At 40.5% G+C, this 16,280-nt stretch carries 12 protein-coding genes and 1 pseudogene; 2 read left to right on the top strand and 11 right to left on the bottom strand.

From position 1 onward, the window contains the following. Nucleotides 1-16: 16 nt before the first annotated feature. Nucleotides 17-1,318 carry an aldehyde dehydrogenase gene (locus tag C170_RS20215; protein WP_036613580.1) on the bottom strand — a complete coding sequence of 434 codons (1,302 nt, stop codon included), beginning with the start codon at nt 1,316-1,318 and terminating at the stop codon, nt 17-19. A gap of 731 nt (nt 1,319-2,049) precedes the next feature. On the opposite strand from C170_RS20215, the gene C170_RS20210 reads away from it, so the two are divergent. Next, the gene (locus C170_RS20210; RefSeq protein WP_036613577.1) at nt 2,050-2,361 is read left to right on the top strand and encodes a hypothetical protein; all 312 of its coding nucleotides are present in this window, start codon (nt 2,050-2,052) and stop codon (nt 2,359-2,361) included. A gap of 104 nt (nt 2,362-2,465) precedes the next feature. On the opposite strand, the pseudogene C170_RS30500 reads toward C170_RS20210, so the two are convergent. The 4 genes and pseudogenes from C170_RS30500 to C170_RS31520 all read right to left on the bottom strand — a co-directional run bounded on the left by C170_RS30500 (nt 2,466) and on the right by C170_RS31520 (nt 7,502). After that, nucleotides 2,466-3,765, bottom strand: a pseudogene (locus tag C170_RS30500) (IS3 family transposase). A gap of 148 nt (nt 3,766-3,913) precedes the next feature. Next, nucleotides 3,914-4,588 carry an adenosine deaminase gene (locus tag C170_RS20200; RefSeq protein WP_235200808.1) on the bottom strand — a complete coding sequence of 225 codons (675 nt, stop codon included), beginning with the start codon at nt 4,586-4,588 and terminating at the stop codon, nt 3,914-3,916. A 1,471-nt stretch (nt 4,589-6,059) separates the two neighbouring features. Next, nucleotides 6,060-7,079: a phosphotransferase enzyme family protein gene (locus C170_RS20185; RefSeq protein ID WP_036613574.1), complete on the bottom strand. Its 1,020-nt coding sequence runs from the start codon at nt 7,077-7,079 to the stop codon at nt 6,060-6,062. A 300-nt stretch (nt 7,080-7,379) separates the two neighbouring features. Further along, on the bottom strand, nt 7,380-7,502 hold the full coding sequence (locus C170_RS31520; protein WP_268745234.1) for a hypothetical protein: 123 nt from the start codon (nt 7,500-7,502) through the stop codon (nt 7,380-7,382). Nucleotides 7,503-8,421: 919 nt separating this feature from the next. Between C170_RS31520 and C170_RS20175 the strand changes: the two genes are divergently transcribed. Continuing rightward, the gene (locus C170_RS20175; protein WP_036613572.1) at nt 8,422-9,606 is read left to right on the top strand and encodes a tyrosine-type recombinase/integrase; all 1,185 of its coding nucleotides are present in this window, start codon (nt 8,422-8,424) and stop codon (nt 9,604-9,606) included. A 68-nt stretch (nt 9,607-9,674) separates the two neighbouring features. On the opposite strand, the gene glnA is transcribed toward C170_RS20175, so the two are convergent. The 6 genes from glnA to C170_RS20145 all read right to left on the bottom strand — a co-directional run bounded on the left by glnA (nt 9,675) and on the right by C170_RS20145 (nt 16,022). After that, on the bottom strand, nt 9,675-11,003 hold the full coding sequence (gene glnA, locus C170_RS20170; protein WP_036613569.1) for a type I glutamate--ammonia ligase: 1,329 nt from the start codon (nt 11,001-11,003) through the stop codon (nt 9,675-9,677). Between the two features lie 129 nt (nt 11,004-11,132). After that, complete coding sequence (locus tag C170_RS20165; protein WP_017687924.1) at nt 11,133-11,546, bottom strand: MerR family transcriptional regulator; 414 nt, start codon at nt 11,544-11,546, stop codon at nt 11,133-11,135. 82 nt (nt 11,547-11,628) lie between these two features. After that, nucleotides 11,629-12,882, bottom strand: coding sequence for a methionine gamma-lyase family protein (locus C170_RS20160; RefSeq protein WP_036613567.1), 1,254 nt, complete (start codon nt 12,880-12,882; stop codon nt 11,629-11,631). Between the two features lie 83 nt (nt 12,883-12,965). Further along, on the bottom strand, nt 12,966-14,252 hold the full coding sequence (hflX, locus tag C170_RS20155) for a GTPase HflX (protein WP_036613565.1): 1,287 nt from the start codon (nt 14,250-14,252) through the stop codon (nt 12,966-12,968). A gap of 124 nt (nt 14,253-14,376) precedes the next feature. After that, nucleotides 14,377-15,348: an AAA family ATPase gene (locus C170_RS20150; protein ID WP_036613563.1), complete on the bottom strand. Its 972-nt coding sequence runs from the start codon at nt 15,346-15,348 to the stop codon at nt 14,377-14,379. Between the two features lie 110 nt (nt 15,349-15,458). Further along, on the bottom strand, nt 15,459-16,022 hold the full coding sequence (locus C170_RS20145; protein WP_036613560.1) for a DUF402 domain-containing protein: 564 nt from the start codon (nt 16,020-16,022) through the stop codon (nt 15,459-15,461). Nucleotides 16,023-16,280 lie beyond the last annotated feature (258 nt).

The following is a 16,280-nucleotide window of genomic DNA, read 5'->3' as shown; positions in this document are numbered from 1 at the left end:
TTATTTTAGCGGCTAATTATTCACTGCGTTTCAGAACACTCTTGTGATGCGAGAACACATCAAAGCTCTGTTGTCCGTGATATGAGCCCATACCGCTCTCTCCTACACCACCAAACGGGAGGTAGTGTGAAGTCATATGAGAAAGTGTGTCATTAATACATCCCCCACCGAAGGATACTTGATTCAGAACCTGATCCTGCAGCTGCTCATCCTGTGTGAAGAGATATAGCGCCAATGGTTTTGGCCGGCGAACAATCTCATCCAGCATAGGATTCAGGTCACTGTACGTAAATACAGGAAGAATCGGACCGAAGATCTCTTCTTGCATGACAGCTGATTCCCAGTTCACATCACCAATTACCGTCGGCTCAATAAGCAACTGCTCACGTACAGAACGCCCACCAATTAGTGTTTTGCCATCTGTGAGGAATTTCGACAACCGATCAAAATTACGCGCGTTGACAATATGCGGGAAATCAGAGTTCTGTAACACATCGTCCCCAAATTTATCTTTGATCTCTGCGCCAATCAGATTGATCAATTCATCATGAACTTGTTCATGCACAAGCAAGTAATCCGGAGCAACGCAAGTTTGCCCTGCATTCAGGAACTTTCCACGAACAATACGCTGGGCCACCAGCTTCAGATCTGCATCACTGTGGACAATAGCAGGACTCTTGCCCCCTAGCTCCAGGGTTACAGGAGTTAAATGCTCCGCTGCTGCCTTCATAACAATGCGACCAACCCCCGTACTGCCTGTGAAGAAAATATAATCAAACTTCTCTTTCAACAATGCTGTGCTAGCCTCGACTTCCCCTTCCATAACCGCAATATACTCCTGAGGGAAGATCTCCTGAATCAGATCATACGTCAGACGAGATACGGCTGGTGTTAATTCAGAAGGCTTGATAACTGCACAGTTACCGGCTGCAATTGCTCCAATCAGTGGACCAAAGGCCAGTTGGAAAGGATAGTTCCAAGGTGCAATAATAAGAGCCACTCCGTATGGTTCAGGGTAAATGGTACTCACCCCATCCGGCATAGCCGAATTGGTTGGGACTTGTTTTGGTACAGCCCATTCCTGCAGGTGTTCTAATGCAAAATCCAGTTCACCCAGAACAATGCGAATCTCGGAACCGTAAGCTTCCGCCTCTGATTTGTTCAAATCTGCCCGAAGTGCATCTTGAATCCGTTGCTGATACTTTTCAATTCCCTTTCTAAGCTGTTGAAGTGCATTAATCCGATACTCGATATTTTTAGTTTGTCCTGTATAAAAAAATGTACGTTGTTCTGTCACAAGTTGTTTTGCCTGATCCATATTAACATCTCCAATTAATTATTTAAAATTAAATTGTTTAAAATTTAATTAAAGTATACCTCTTCTATATGAAACTTTCAACATACAAATGAAACATCCATTTGTATGTATTTGAACGATGGTTGGAATTTTAAATGAGTGAATGCTAGTATTCCTTTCTATTTCATGGCTATCAGAATTTCTAAGGAAGTTTGATTTAAATCTTTTGCTTCAGACAGTTTAATATTAATGAAAAGTGAGTTTTGCGATTATCTAAATCGACGAACGAATATGTTTGTTATAAAGGTAAGCCTTGGTCACAGATAAACACAAAAATGTTACGTGGGCAAGTGAAGAAGAATCAGGGGACATGTTTTGGCAATTTGCTTTCAGATGATTTATCCATTCCCGGCCACAACTTCACAACGAGCAGATTTTAATCCAACAACTACTCCTGAGAGCTGTCTTCGAAGAAAGGGTTAAATAATATCAAATCAACTTGTACTACTTCTATTAAAAAAAGTCATCTAGTATCTCACTCATCCGCTGCATTTCATGATCGTCCAAATCTGTTTAGATTGGATATACTATTTAATCAGTTGGAGGAATTTTTGGAAGTTACGTTAGTAGATCTGTAGGGGGTGAAATACAAATCACAATGTAATATATATCATAATTTTACATAGAATTATATGGTATTTTTAGAAAGTAAAGTTTTATAATTCATTCAAAAAAATTTAGGAGGTATTTACATGAAAAAGAAACTAGCCACAATTGGAGCGCTCACTGCTATAGTAGCAAGTATTGCTGTTCCAGCATCACTTGCTTCTGCCTCATCTTCTGTTCAAGGTTCTTTAACTGCACAAAGTGTTACGATTCAGGCGACGCAAAAATATGTGAGATATTCAGATGCTAACAATAAGTATGGAGATGCGAAGTATGTTCCAAAGACATATACTTATGCTGATGGAGTTTGGTATGGAGTACTCAATCTAGCATCTACTACCTACTCAAACGGATTATATTACGGAAACTATGAAGGTTACGTAACGAAAATGGAGTAATTTTGTCATCACAATAAAATTCACGTATATTAAATATAACAATACTAAAAGAAGGCTTCTGAATTCTAAAGTGTACCCTTTGTAAAGGACATTTTGAAAAAAAACTAGGCAACTTGTTGAAGCTGCTGTCTGTATTTTACAGGCGGCAGCTTTTTCAAATTCCATTGCCCTCGATAATGATTGTAGTACGTCATATAACTCTTAATTTCTCGTTTTACTTCTTCTAATGTTTCGCAATCTTTGATATTCGTTTCATCCTTAAAATGCCCAAAGAACGATTCTTGGGGAGCATTATCCCAACAATTGCCTCGACGTGACATGGATTGTCTTAATCCCATTTTCTTCACTACGGATTGGAATTGTGGTTTCGTATAACGAAAGCCTTGATCAGAATGGATCAACGCATCTTTGGTTAAATGGCGATGCTTCTGTAATTTACGAAGCGTGTTTAGCGCAATTCCTATACTTAACGAAGAAGAAACTTCATACGCTAAAATTTCATTCGTCTGTGCGTCTTTAATCGTCGATAAATACGCACGTTTATTGACTTTTTACGTTAAATATGTGATATCGCTTAATAACACCTTTCCCGCCTCGCCTGGCTTAAAATTGCGCTGTAATTCGTTTGGACAAGTGCGATGTTCTTTCGTTGCTTTTGCCATTCTACGGGCTGGATTAGACTTTCGAATGGGACAGATGATCTCAAATTTCTTCATGATCCGGCGAATCCGCTTCAAGTTGAACGTCATTTTGTACTGATTTTCTAACGTCATTTTGATTTGGTGTGCTCCTTTTTTTCGTCCACGAAAATGATACGCCTTTACAATCTTATCTGTTTTGGCTTTAGCTACACGCTTCTGCACTGATTTTTCAGAGAAGCAATTGTAGTATCCAGAACGTGATACTTCCATAACATCGCATAGATAGCTGATTAACCGTTTCATTTATACGTTCAGATCGTCCGATAAATGAGTTCAAACTTCAGCTCTGGTGCCACTTTTATTTCTTTTTCAACATCTGCCTTTCGAGTAGATCGAGTTTTTTTAGCAGTTCATTTTCCGCTCGTAACAATTGATTTTTTGCTTCTAATCGTTCAATCTTTTGTTCTAATGTTAATTCACGTTCCGATGGGCGACCTGAATTTGTTTTACGTGTATCCTGTAAGCCTTCTACACCCGCTTCACGATACGAAGCACGTCAACGTTTTCCGGAAGAACGAACACGCTCCAAACCAATACATTCAACATCTAAGCCTGCTTCTTCAAAAATGTCTCGTGGCAGTTTCCCCTGTTCATTTTGTGCAATGAAATGGCGCTTAAATTCATCGGTGTACGTAATCGCCTTTTCGCTAACAGCGATTACATTTGGATTCCGTTTTAGCAGTTCTTGTTCTTTCTTTGTCAGTAATCTTTTCGTCGTAACATTTCCGCTCCAACCTCTTTTTTTTCATTATAAACAAAATACCCTATAAGATGGGCTTTTTTCAAAGTGTCCATCTTATAGGGTACATTTTAACTTTAATCGGCTTTTTCTATCCCACAACATAAAAGAATTAATACTCGTTTACTGGACCACAACCAAAAGGTTGGCAAGTCTGGATTGTCGAAGCGGTATCAATAAAATCGGTATAATCATGATATTTGTAATAATGATGGTCTTTCCTGATGAATAAAGTCGCATTAAAATCACTATGCTTAACATCTCTAGTATATGTTTTTGTTACCCAATAGGCTCTGGGTGCATCCTTAGAAACATAATAACCACCGATGCTTACAAGTATGCCCGCTATTCTACCACCTACAGGTCCTCCTATAAAGGAAGCAAGTATACCTGCTATTGCAGAAGCAGTTGCATATATTATCTCTGTGGAATTTTCTACTTTGCCTTTATATACATAACCGTCTGCTAATGCTTGTGGCGAGAAACTGAGATCTTCGTGAATAGGTTTTATTTCGTTTGTAGCATAATTCACTTCGCCAGTTTGAAGATTTTCATACTTTACTTTAGTCTCATCAACTTTTGTAATTTTTAACTTATCTTTACCATTTAAATCTGTTGCAATATAATAGCTGTCATATTGAATTAATGTAGAACCGTCTTTAAAAGTGATGGAATTATCGGTTGTACTTTCGACTAGTTCTAAAAGGCTATTTTCCACTTGAAGTGCTGGGAAAGAATTTGCCTGATCTTGAGCGAATGCTGGAATTGAGATAGATGTAGAAAGCATGACTCCGGCTAAAATGTTTTAGCAATTTTCATTGTTTGTATCATTTTAGTCCTCCATTCAATTCTAATCTTTCTTTTTTCTAAAAAAATCGAATTTGATTACGTAATCAAACAAAGATGTAATCACAATAGCACCAATTGGAATAAACAAATAAACCCAGAACGGATTATTTGGAGCTTCGCCAGGCGGAGAATCTGTTAAAATAAAGTAAAGAACAATGCAATAGATTATAGCCAATACAATACCTGTTATGTTTCTATTTTTCATAGTTGCTCTCACCTCTTGTTCACAGAATCAAGTATTGTATTTCCAACTCAAAAATATTATGACATAAATTTGGTATAATTTCTCTTATATACCTTAAAGTTTTTAAATAATATTTATGATGATAGCTTTAACCAGTATAATCCCCTTTGCTCAACAACTATTTTCAGTACTATATTTCGTTTTTAATATCTGACTCCCTATCTCAGCGTTGCAGTTGCTATATAATAATATGTAACTTCTCATGCGCTAGGATACTAAATGATATTTTCAGTTAAACGCACAATGATTAGACACATCTCTATTCCGACACTTGGTACAAGGTATAAGTTCTGGTCTCGAACTAAGGACATGAACTATAAAGCTAAAGTATGGTCAAATTCTCTGAAATAGGGTAGAATTGTTATAGTTACTTTCTCAGCGATAAAACAAATGTAGTAGACTAAACATAACTTTCGGAGCCAAATATGACTCCTGCACAAACGAGCCTTATATACAAAGGCTCGTTTTTTGATTTATCTTGTAAAATATCTTTTCCGTTACTAATTCGAAGATTTTCCTTTTTACATCTTTCAACAACAACATTTTACTGCTCTGTTCGATACTTTGATTAACTTGCGCTCGCTGTAAGGCGGTTTTACATACACAAAAAAAGAAATAACGTTCTATACAGTACCCGTTCTCTCGACATGTGCCATCATCTCTTATCAGAAGTTTTCCCATCATTCCTACAGCTACCCATTCTGGACGCTCCGTATAGGACGGATGCTTTCCATATAAAAGCTCGATCTTCCATAATGCCTCAACCGTTTTTGGCATCTCGCTGAACTGAACATTCGGCGCAAACCATCAAGCCCCTAGAAAAGAAAAAAGACGACCCACCAATTCGAGTCGCCTTCATTCCAACTCAATGCCAGTTTAAAAAATCACGAAACGACCCAAACAGCTCCGTCAAAATACACCCCGAAAATGAAGGGGAACTAGAGAAGCTGAAGAACAATTGGATCGGACAAACTTCATGAATAAGCATAAATCTTCATAATAAACAGAAAAGTTTCAGCGCTAAGTACACAAGTAGATCTTATATAAACTCGAAGTCATAGCTCACGTTTTTAAAACTTGATGATACGAACAAACACTCTAAACAGCGACCTATTGTAAATCATCACCATAAGATATCATTATTTTAGCCCGGTATCGGTTAGTATTAATCCACATTTACAGGCTCGATCACTTCGAATAAAAATGGATTACCATTTAAATATTCTCTTATGTATGCTTGGGCATACTTTTGTTCATCGATTAAACTGGTTGTTTCTCTTGGATCAGAGGAGTGATGGCAGGTGTTCTCGATCATGAACATGACAAAAAAACATTCCAGATCCCGAATATAGTCCGTTTCCAACTTCCTAATACTCTCATAACCTTGGACAAGCATCCATCGATGTTTTGGCCAAAGCTCCAATATGGTACCTGCCATATCATAGAGATAATATCCGTACCCACATCTTCCAAAATCAATCGGATAGGGTTGATTATCTCTAAAAACCATATTACCGGTATGTAAATCAGCATGAATGAGCCCATAGTTATGTTCACTTGGATGCATCGTGGTAAGTTGGGATACGACCTTCTCAGCTGCATCTTGATACAGCTTCCACCCCTCTTCGGATAAAAAACGTTCATAATAACGTTCCAACTTAGCCATTTCACGTTTAAAACTTTCTACTCCCCAAGTAGGTCTTACAAAATCAGAAGGTGGATTGAAATCCTTTGCCGCTGCATGGAGCCTGCTCATCAATACACCCATATTATATGCTTGATTATCTGTAAATTCACCTACTGCTTTTTCACCTTCTATCCACCGCATCATCGTTACATAAGGGCGCCTATATCCTATCTCTGTTTCGATGTCCAATACATAAATACTATCACAATTTGCCATCCCTTCTGGTACAGTTAGATCTTTCGATTTGTTCAGGGCTTGTAACAGTAGGAGCTCCGAACGAATTTCCTCTCTGCTTAATCGGTCCGAATGAATGCGAAGTAAATAATTGTTATCTGTACTGGTTTCAATTTTATAGGTGATCGTATCGGATAGTTGAATAAACTGGATGTTATCCCATTCTAAGTCATACTTTCGAATTGCAGATAAAGCGACTTTCCTTGCTCTGATTAATAACGCCCGCCGTTCTTCATCAGTATCAAATCTAAAAAAATCATTCATTTGTTATGCCCCTACAGTTTTATGAAGTAAACCAACTACTTCTCTTATATGTTATTATAACGATAGTAAAAGCTTGAAAATATGTAGTAAACAATTTAAACCATAATATACACAAAAAAGTCACATTAGAATTTCTTCCAATGCGACTTTTGTTAAACTATTATTTTGTATAACGATCTTTTTAATAGTATCGCTTGAAAAGAAAAATCGATCTGAAAGTTTCTCGATAGTGCCACCATCGAGAAACTTTCGCCGGATTTCATCATTTCTAAGATTAAAATTTTTCTACTGCCTGAATTTTCACTCCAATTTTTTACGCAAACCTTTTGATTTAGGGACGTAAACCAATCCACCGTTAATATACTTTTGTATTTCATTTAGTAATTCTTCTGGAAAGATGATGTCGGCATTTACATATCTCATGATAGCCGCTCCTTAAAATAGTTGAATTTTAAGGTAGTAAAGTCTACACTATAACAATTATCACTATCCGGATTTAAGCGGTTACTTATATTATTAGCTCTATACAAACAACCGCCGTTGTTCATAAAATAGACTTTGTATAGAACATATCTCGAACATTGTCATAGTGTCTCCCCTTCATAGATAACATTCAAACTAAAATATGTCTTCATTGGAAATAGAATGCTATCTCAATAGTAACATATTACTCCAAGTGGGCGAAGTGTCAACACTATACAATTAAGTCGTTTGAGCTAAACTGTCACATCTCATCTATTCCTTACGGACCATCAATATTAGACACTCCACATGTATCGAGTACGTGAATACTTTAAGCTCCTTCCTGCAAACTCAGCGTTGCCGATGCGATATCCAGTTCAATTCTCTGCTTTATCACTAGCGATGATATGGTTCACCGCAGTTAATCTTAAACTAAACTGCCCGCTAGCTTAATGAATTAGAGCAGTGACAAGTAGTTAAATACTTATCTAATCGGTAATCAGATCATTTCCTTTTCGGCAATCGGTACAAGTTCTGGTCTCGAACCAAGGACAAGAACTTTAAAGCTAAAGTATGGTCAAATCCTGTGAAATAGGGTGGAATTGTTTTAGTTACTTTTCCGCAAGAAACCTCTGCACTAATCCAAACATAGTTATTGGAGCCAAATATGACTCCTGCACAAACGAGCCTTAGTTACCGAAGGCTCGTTTTTTGATGATTTCTTTAAAATATCTTTTCCGGCTTTAATTTGAAGCTCTTTCTCCTTTTTCATCTTTAACCCAGAACATTTCACTACTCTGCTCAAAATTACGCTTACATCGCCGTGAGGCGGTTTTACATACACAAAAAAGGAACTAACGTTCCATTAGGAGGAATCAAATTGGCAATTTTCAAGAAATTAAAAAGTGGCTGGAGGTATCGGTTAAAGTACACCGATCCGTTCACTCAACAACAAAAAGAGAAATCCGAGGCTGGTTTTCGAACTAAACCAGAAGCTGAATTGGCTGCTGCTGAATTTTTAAGGCAGCTAAAGCAAGGGTTCGAACAGACCGACATTCCTTTGGTCAATTACATTCGAAATTGGATAAATAACTACAAAAAAGAAGTTGTACGAAAGAATACGATCAAACTACATGAAAACAACCTTAATACCCATATCAAACCTTATTTTAAGCGTCTGATGCTCAAAGATTTAAAACCAGATATATATCAGGTCTTTTTAGACTCTCTATTTAAAAAGGGACTCAGCAAACGTACGGTTGAGATCATCAACTCTACTGTATACTCAGCCATGGAACATGCACTGATTCAAGGAAAAATATTACGCAATCCATGTAAAGGTTCAATTATTAAAGGAGCGCACAAAAAGAAGACGATCCAATTCATTGATTCAGAAGACATCCCCAAATTTCTTCATACGGCTCGAGGGTATGGGTACATTTATTGGATTTTCTTCAAAGTGCTTATTGAAACGGGGTTACGAAAAGGCGAAGCTGCCGCTCTAAAGTGGTCGGATATCAATTTCAAAGAAAAGATGATCCGTGTTGATGTAACACTCGATTTTCAAGCTGAAGACGAGGACGAACTTTTCGGAGATACAAAAACCGGAAATTCTACCCGCACCATTAATGTAAGTAACGGAATCATAAATGATTTGAGGTATCATGCTTCATGGCAGAATCAAAATAAGATCAATTTAGGGGAGTCCATGTACAGACACGATTTAAATCTCGTCTTGTGCAGGAATGATGGTAGTCCGATGCCTAAATCTAGTCTTTTTAATGCTTCGAAGAGAATTTTGAGAAAAGCGGGTTTAAGTGAGGATTTAACGATCCATTCCTTCAGACATACCTATGCCGTGATCATGCTTGAAGCTGGGGCCGACATAAAATTTGTACAAGAGCAGCTTGGGCATGGCAGTGTGCAAATTACATCCGATATGTATGCTCATATTTCTAAAAAGCTAGAGAAGTGTAACATTGATAAATATGAAGAGTACACTTCCCGTATTTTTGGATCAGAAAATCAAAAACCGGGGGACGTTTGGGGGACGCAACCTCAATAGAAGTGCAATTCCCTCAAAACGTTCCCCGGTTCATTCCTTCAAAACCCGTAGTTACAAGGTTTTTTCGACTAGTACAATGTGATATATTGATCGCGTTCCCATTGGTGGACTTGTGTTCTATACATATCCCACTCAATTTCTTTCAGCTCATAGAAGTGAGCCAAGGCGTGGTCGCCGAGAGCATCACAGATGACTTCGCTGCGGATCAATTCATTCAATGCTTCTTTCAGGTCAGCTGGCAAGCTTGGAATGCCTTCTTCCACACGCTCTTCTTCTGACATGATGTAGATGTTACGGTCAATTGGAGTTGGTAAGGAAAGCTCACGTTTGATTCCGTCCAGACCTGCTTTCAACAGAACAGACAAAGCCAGGTAAGGGTTAGCAGCCGGATCCGGGTTACGAACCTCAACACGTGTACTCAGACCACGGGAAGCTGGAATACGAATCATTGGGCTACGGTTACTAGCAGACCATGCTACATAACAAGGTGCTTCATAACCTGGTACAAGACGTTTGTATGAGTTCACAGTTGGGTTAGTAATTGCTGCAAACGCACGTGCGTGCTTCAGAGTTCCAGCCATGAAGTGACGAGCAGTTTTGCTCAGACCCAACTCGTCCGACTCATCAACAAATGCGTTCTCATTGCCTTTAAACAAGGATTGGTTACAGTGCATACCGGATCCGTTCATACCAAACAGCGGTTTCGGCATGAATGTAGCATGTAAACCATGCTGACGTGCAATCGTTTTAACAACGAGTTTGAACGTTTGGATCTGGTCAGCAGCTTTCAGAGCATCAGCATATTTAAAGTCGATCTCATGCTGACCTGGAGCTACCTCATGGTGGGAAGCTTCGATCTCAAAGCCCATTTCTTCAAGTGTGATAACGATGTCACGACGACAGTTTTCACCAAGATCCGTAGGCGCAAGGTCGAAATAACCACCTTGGTCATTCAGTTCGTTAGTTGGGTTTCCTTTTTCGTCGGTTTTGAACAAGAAGAACTCGGGTTCAGGACCAACGTTAAAGGAAGTGAATCCCATATCTTGGGCTTCCTTCAGGTTTCGTTTCAAGATGCCACGTGGATCTCCTGGGAACGGATTACCATCCGGAAGATATACGTCGCAAATCAGGCGTGCAACACGGTTCTCTGCAACCCATGGGAAAATAAGCCAAGAATCTAGATCTGGATAGAGGTACATGTCGGACTCTTCAATACGTACATAACCTTCAATGGAAGATCCATCGAACATCATTTTGTTATCCAGAGCCTTAGTCAACTGACTCACAGGAATCTCAACGTTTTTGATAGCTCCAAGCAAATCAGTAAATTGCAATCGAATGAATCGTACGTTTTCTTCTTTCGAAATGCGGAGAATGTCTTCTTTTGTATAACTCACTATAACCTCTCCCTTTCTTATCTGCGTATTTGGCTTGCCTGTTATATTTGTACATTAGAAAGTTCCACGGGTCAAGGAGTCTCACACCAAAAGTGCATGTTTTCCCCTCACTCGCCAAGTTATGCGAATTTAATTTTTATTAAAGAATCGGGAAAGCTCTCCCTGAATGAGAGATACTTGTCCTGGTCTCTTACCTGATACAAGCTGCTGCTTCAGCAAGCGGTGCAACTGCGTATCGGACAGCTCTCTGCGTTTAACTTCAGTATCTGGCGTGATAACTGTAGCTTCCTCGGATTCTTTTGAAACAGGATTCATCACTTGTTTGATGCCCGCGATGTTAACTCCTTTTTCAATCAAAGCCTTGATCTCTAGCAATCTCTCTACGTCATTAAAAGAGAATAACCGTTGATTACCTGACGTTCTCGCAGGAACGATCAAGCTGTGCTGCTCATAGTAACGAATCTGACGTGCAGACAGATCCGTAAGTTTCATTACAATACCAATTGGGAATAAGGCCATATTTCTGCGGATTTCATCACCCATGTTCATCAACCTTCCAGTCATCTATTCTTCACCCTATTGTACATTTAGTTATTACCAAGTGTCAATGACGTGTTAGATAAACTCACAATAATTTACGATCTTTCATAGTCTGTAACGCCATCAAAACGCCATATTTGACATGAGAGTACGTTAATCCGCCTTGCATATACCCGATATACGGCTCCCGAATAGGCGCGTCGGCTGATAATTCCAGACTTCCACCCTGAATGAACGTACCTGCCGCCATAATGACAGGGTGCTCATAACCAGGCATATCCCACGGTTCAGGAACCACATGGCTATCCACAGCTGCTGCACGCTGAATCCCCTGCACGAAGGCGATCAGATGCTCGGCAGAGCTAAACTTAACAGCCTGGATCAGATCTGTGCGAGCTTCATTCCAGGCGGGTTTGGTTACAAATCCGGATTCAGCAAACATCGCAGCAGCAAACGTACTTCCTTTGATAGCTTGTCCTACAATTGTCGGTGCCATGTAAAGTCCTTGGTAGATGCCACGTGTTGTCCCCAGCATTGCTCCAACCTCTCCCCCAATTCCAGGGGCTGTTAGACGATAAGCTGCCAGCTGTACGTATTGTTCCTTCCCACATATGTATCCACCGGTTTCCGCAATGCCTCCACCAGGATTCTTGATCAGTGATCCGGCCATCAGATCAACTCCGACTTCTGTCGGTTCACGTTCCTCCGTGAATTCACCGTAACAATTGTCTACGAATACGATGACATCTTCCTTAAGCTCTTTAACACGCGTAACCATGTCAGCAATCTCAGCAACACAGAAGGATGAGCGCCAGTCATAACCACGTGAACGTTGAATCCCAATGACTTTTGTAGCCGGTGTAATGCTTTTTTCAACTGCTGCCCAGTCCACTCCACCTTCATCAGTTAAGGCCGTCTCACGGTAACCGATGCCAAAATCGCGTAATGAACCTGTACCATCACCGGGTTCGCCAATAACTTTATGCAATGTGTCGTAAGGCTTACCCGTGATGTACAATAATTCGTCACCTGGACGCAAAACTCCAAAGAGAGCTGTACTAATCGTATGAGTACCTGAAGCAAAATGAGGACGCACCAACGCGGCTTCCGCGCCGAAAACATCAGCATATACTTCATCAAGCACTTCACGGCCACGATCGTTATAGGCATAACCTGTTGAACCTGCAAAGTGAAAATCACTTACTTTTCGCTGTTGGAAAGCATGAATCACCTTCCATTGATTGTGATCTGTGATCCGATCAATCTGTTGCAGTTGTCCTTCAATCTGACGCTCCACTTGACGTTGAAGTTCAGATATTTCTGAATCAAAGCTTACCATCTTACTTCATTCCCCTTCATAGCACGAATCTGACGTCGAATATCCATTATCGTGTAACTTATCACATCAATATGTCATGAATATTACAATTCAATGAATTCTTCAAGCATATAACCAAATTTCTCATATTCACCTTTTTGCAATTCAACTTCATAAATCACATCATTCTCTTCAAAGCTGGTATCCACTACATCACCAATTTTATAGAGTACCGACGTAAGATCACCACGTTCTGCCGGAATACGGAAGCGCTTCGTATCACCTGTCAGCTCTGTCTGAATGAATTCACGGATTTTAAGCAGATCCTCCGCGTCTAATGCGCTTACTTTAATATGGTCTTTATCCAATGGAAGCATCTCAAGCTGCTCTGGTGTGCACGCATCTTTTTTGTTATACAGGACTAACTGCGGCTTGTCCCCTGAACCAAGTTCTTGCAAAATTGTATTAACCGTCCGCATCTGATCTTCACGCATAGCTGATGAGGCGTCCACAACATGCAGGATCAGGTCTGCTTCATTCACTTCCTCCAGTGTTGCACGGAATGCTGCAATCAGATCATGCGGTAGATTTTGAATAAATCCAACCGTGTCGGTAAGGACGATTTCTTTTCCACTCGGAAGTTCCATCGTACGTGATGTGGGATCCAATGTAGCGAATAGCTGATCTTGAATATACACATCTGCAGCCGTCAACTGCTTGAGCAAGGTTGATTTGCCAGCATTGGTATAACCAACAAGGGCTACCTGAACAATACCTGTTTTTTTACGGCGTTCACGATGCAATTTACGATGACGAGTCAATTCTTCCAGATGACGCTTCAGATCATCGATACGACCACGAATGTGACGGCGGTCTGTCTCCAGTTTGCTTTCACCTGGGCCTCTTGTCCCGATTCCTCCCCCGAGTCTGGACAGGTTCTTACCATGACCCGACAAACGTGGTAGCAAGTAACTATGTTGAGCCAATTCCACTTGAATAATACCTTCTCTAGTGTTGGCACGTTGTGCAAAGATGTCCAAAATCAATTGGGTACGGTCAATAATTTTGAGGTCGAGTGTTTCTTCCAGATTACGAACCTGTGCACCTGACAATTCCTGATCAAAAATAGCCGTAGTTGCTCCCAGTTCCTCTGCAATCGCACGGAGCTCTTCCACCTTACCTTTACCAATGAACCATTTGGTATCACGTTTTTCCCTGTTCTGAGAAAGTACACTTAGCACTTCCACTCCAGCTGTCTCGGCAAGTTTCACCAGTTCCTCTAAAGAGTACTCAGGGTTGATACCTGTGCGTTTTACATCATCCGTAACAAGACTCACCAAGACGGCGCGATCTTTTTTGACCATATCTGTATCATGCGTGCCATTTGTCATGTATATGTTCACTCCCTCTAATTACTAAATTAATCCGTTGATATACATTGCCACGAATATGCCATGGCATGCCTTAAGCCGAACCGGTTGGCCCGGCCGGCTGGTGTAAAAACTATATTATCGCTTACTTTCGCTCAAAGTTCAAATCCTCTGTACGGATTGTCATCAGCTCCAGTTTTCCTGGACTGCCTTCCGAGTATTGTTCCAACAAACGAACCGCCTGATGTCTGATCGAACGTTCAATAGCATTACGAACATATCTGGCGTTACTGAACGCATGCAGCGAATCATTTTTTTCCTGAAGCAAATGTTGCTTTAGCTTGAGTATGGTCTGTGGCATTAGAATATAATCACGCTCTTTGGCCATGATCTCAGAGATTTGAATCAACTGATCAATACTATAGTCTGGAAACTCCACTTGAATGGGAAAGCGGGAAGGTAATCCGGGATTGGTCTGGAGAAAAAAATCAATTTCATCTGAATAACCAGCAAGAATCAGTATAAACTGATTTTTGTTATCTTCCATGGACTTAACAAGCGTATCAATAGCTTCCTTGCCAAAATCCTTCTCTCCCCCACGGGCCAAACTGTAGGCTTCATCAATGAACAATATCCCACCGAGTGCCTTCTTAACCAGATCTCTTGTTTTCTGCGCCGTGTGACCAATATATTCTCCAACCAGATCCGCACGCTCTACTTCAATAAGATGCCCTTTACTCAACACACCCATCTTCTGAAAGAGTTTGGCAACGATCCTCGCCACGGTGGTCTTACCGGTCCCCGGATTGCCTTTGAAGATCATATGATACACGTGCGCACCACTAAGTAAGCCTGCTTCGGTACGCATCTGAGCAATCTGTAGGAAAGCATAGATCTCAAACACCAAGTCTTTGATATTTTCAAGTCCAACCAGTTGCTCCAATTCACCCTGTATCTCCTGGAAGTGCGCATGTTTGGTTATACTCTTGGCTGCCTGTACTGCCGCTGCTTCATCTTTGACCAACATCTGAGGTTCCTGGTTACGCAACACAATATTAATTTGTCTGGATGGTCTGCCTCCTGGTTGCTCTCCTGCAGCCATGACCCGTCCGTTCATTCGCCATCACCTCTATTTTATCGGGCTGAACTCTCCTGATTATTAATGTATTCTATCAGGTGCTCCAATATTAGAAGGATCATGAAGAATTCTACGGATAAGTAGATGACTCAAATCTGAATGTTTTTTCGAAACTCTCCGTTCTCAAACAAACTTGGCCTATGCTTCAGTGATAACTGAAAGTATGGGAATACATGTGCATCAATGGCATGCAGCAGTTCCTTTGCCGTCTTGTTAGCCAAGTCATAATCACCCGTTGTAATATGTTTTCGTGACAGTGCATCTTCAAGCTCATCTTCATCCAGCAAAAATACTTCCCCATCTTTCAATACTACGACATCCAGATACAGGTCATCAAACCAAGGAACACCCTGATCGGTTATCCCCTGACTACGACATGTATCAATGTACCACTCTACAATCCGTTCCTTATCGTCAAACATCGCCGTAACTACAAAGTGCTCTCCCTTCGGATAGTATTGCAGCCAGGAATAACCTTTATCTGCGATACAGAAGGTACTGCCTCCATAAGTTTTCCACAGAGGTTCTTTCAAATCCTGTATGGTGTACAACGTAATATAACCTGTGAAAATTTTGGATTGAACGAACCGGCATGTGAATTGTCGGTTCGTAATCCGGCGCCAGTTCGCGCGATCCCCGAATTTCCGTTTCATACGAACCCCTCTTTGCCGATTACAGGTCCGTGACCTGCTCTGATGTTATTGGTGAACAATGTAATAACGTCCGCCTGATGGATTCCAGCGCTCTGGGTCCGCCCTTGCACAACGTATTACGAATAGTTACAGCTTACCATATTTAAGGTTTACACTCAAAATCAAGCTTTGTCCCACCTATTCATCAAATCAGCTTCCATTACAGTTGGTTCTGTATAACACAAAAAACTGCTTCACCGGTTTCCCGGGGAGCAGTTT

The sequence above is a fragment of the Paenibacillus sp. FSL H7-689 genome (assembly GCF_000517905.1).
GTDB classification, from domain to species: domain Bacteria; phylum Bacillota; class Bacilli; order Paenibacillales; family Paenibacillaceae; genus Paenibacillus; species Paenibacillus amylolyticus.
The sequence above is the reverse complement of the archived record's forward strand: the minus strand, read 5'-3'. Positions and strand labels throughout refer to the sequence as shown.

Bases quoted from the DNA above. Each gene is read 5' to 3' on its own strand.
- C170_RS20150 (WP_036613563.1), bottom strand. From the start codon at position 15,348: ATGAACGGACGGGTCATGGCTGCAGGAGAGCAACCAGGAGGCAGACCA.
- C170_RS20165 (WP_017687924.1), bottom strand. From the start codon at position 11,546: ATGGGTGATGAAATCCGCAGAAATATGGCCTTATTCCCAATTGGTATT.
- C170_RS31520 (WP_268745234.1), bottom strand. From the start codon at position 7,502: ATGAGATATGTAAATGCCGACATCATCTTTCCAGAAGAATTACTAAAT.
- C170_RS20210 (WP_036613577.1), top strand. From the start codon at position 2,050: ATGAAAAAGAAACTAGCCACAATTGGAGCGCTCACTGCTATAGTAGCA.
- C170_RS20215 (WP_036613580.1), bottom strand. From the start codon at position 1,318: ATGGATCAGGCAAAACAACTTGTGACAGAACAACGTACATTTTTTTAT.
- C170_RS20200 (WP_235200808.1), bottom strand. From the start codon at position 4,588: ATGCTTTCTACATCTATCTCAATTCCAGCATTCGCTCAAGATCAGGCA.
- C170_RS20145 (WP_036613560.1), bottom strand. From the start codon at position 16,022: ATGAAACGGAAATTCGGGGATCGCGCGAACTGGCGCCGGATTACGAAC.
- C170_RS20160 (WP_036613567.1), bottom strand. From the start codon at position 12,882: ATGGTAAGCTTTGATTCAGAAATATCTGAACTTCAACGTCAAGTGGAG.
- hflX (WP_036613565.1), bottom strand. From the start codon at position 14,252: ATGACAAATGGCACGCATGATACAGATATGGTCAAAAAAGATCGCGCC.
- C170_RS20185 (WP_036613574.1), bottom strand. From the start codon at position 7,079: ATGAATGATTTTTTTAGATTTGATACTGATGAAGAACGGCGGGCGTTA.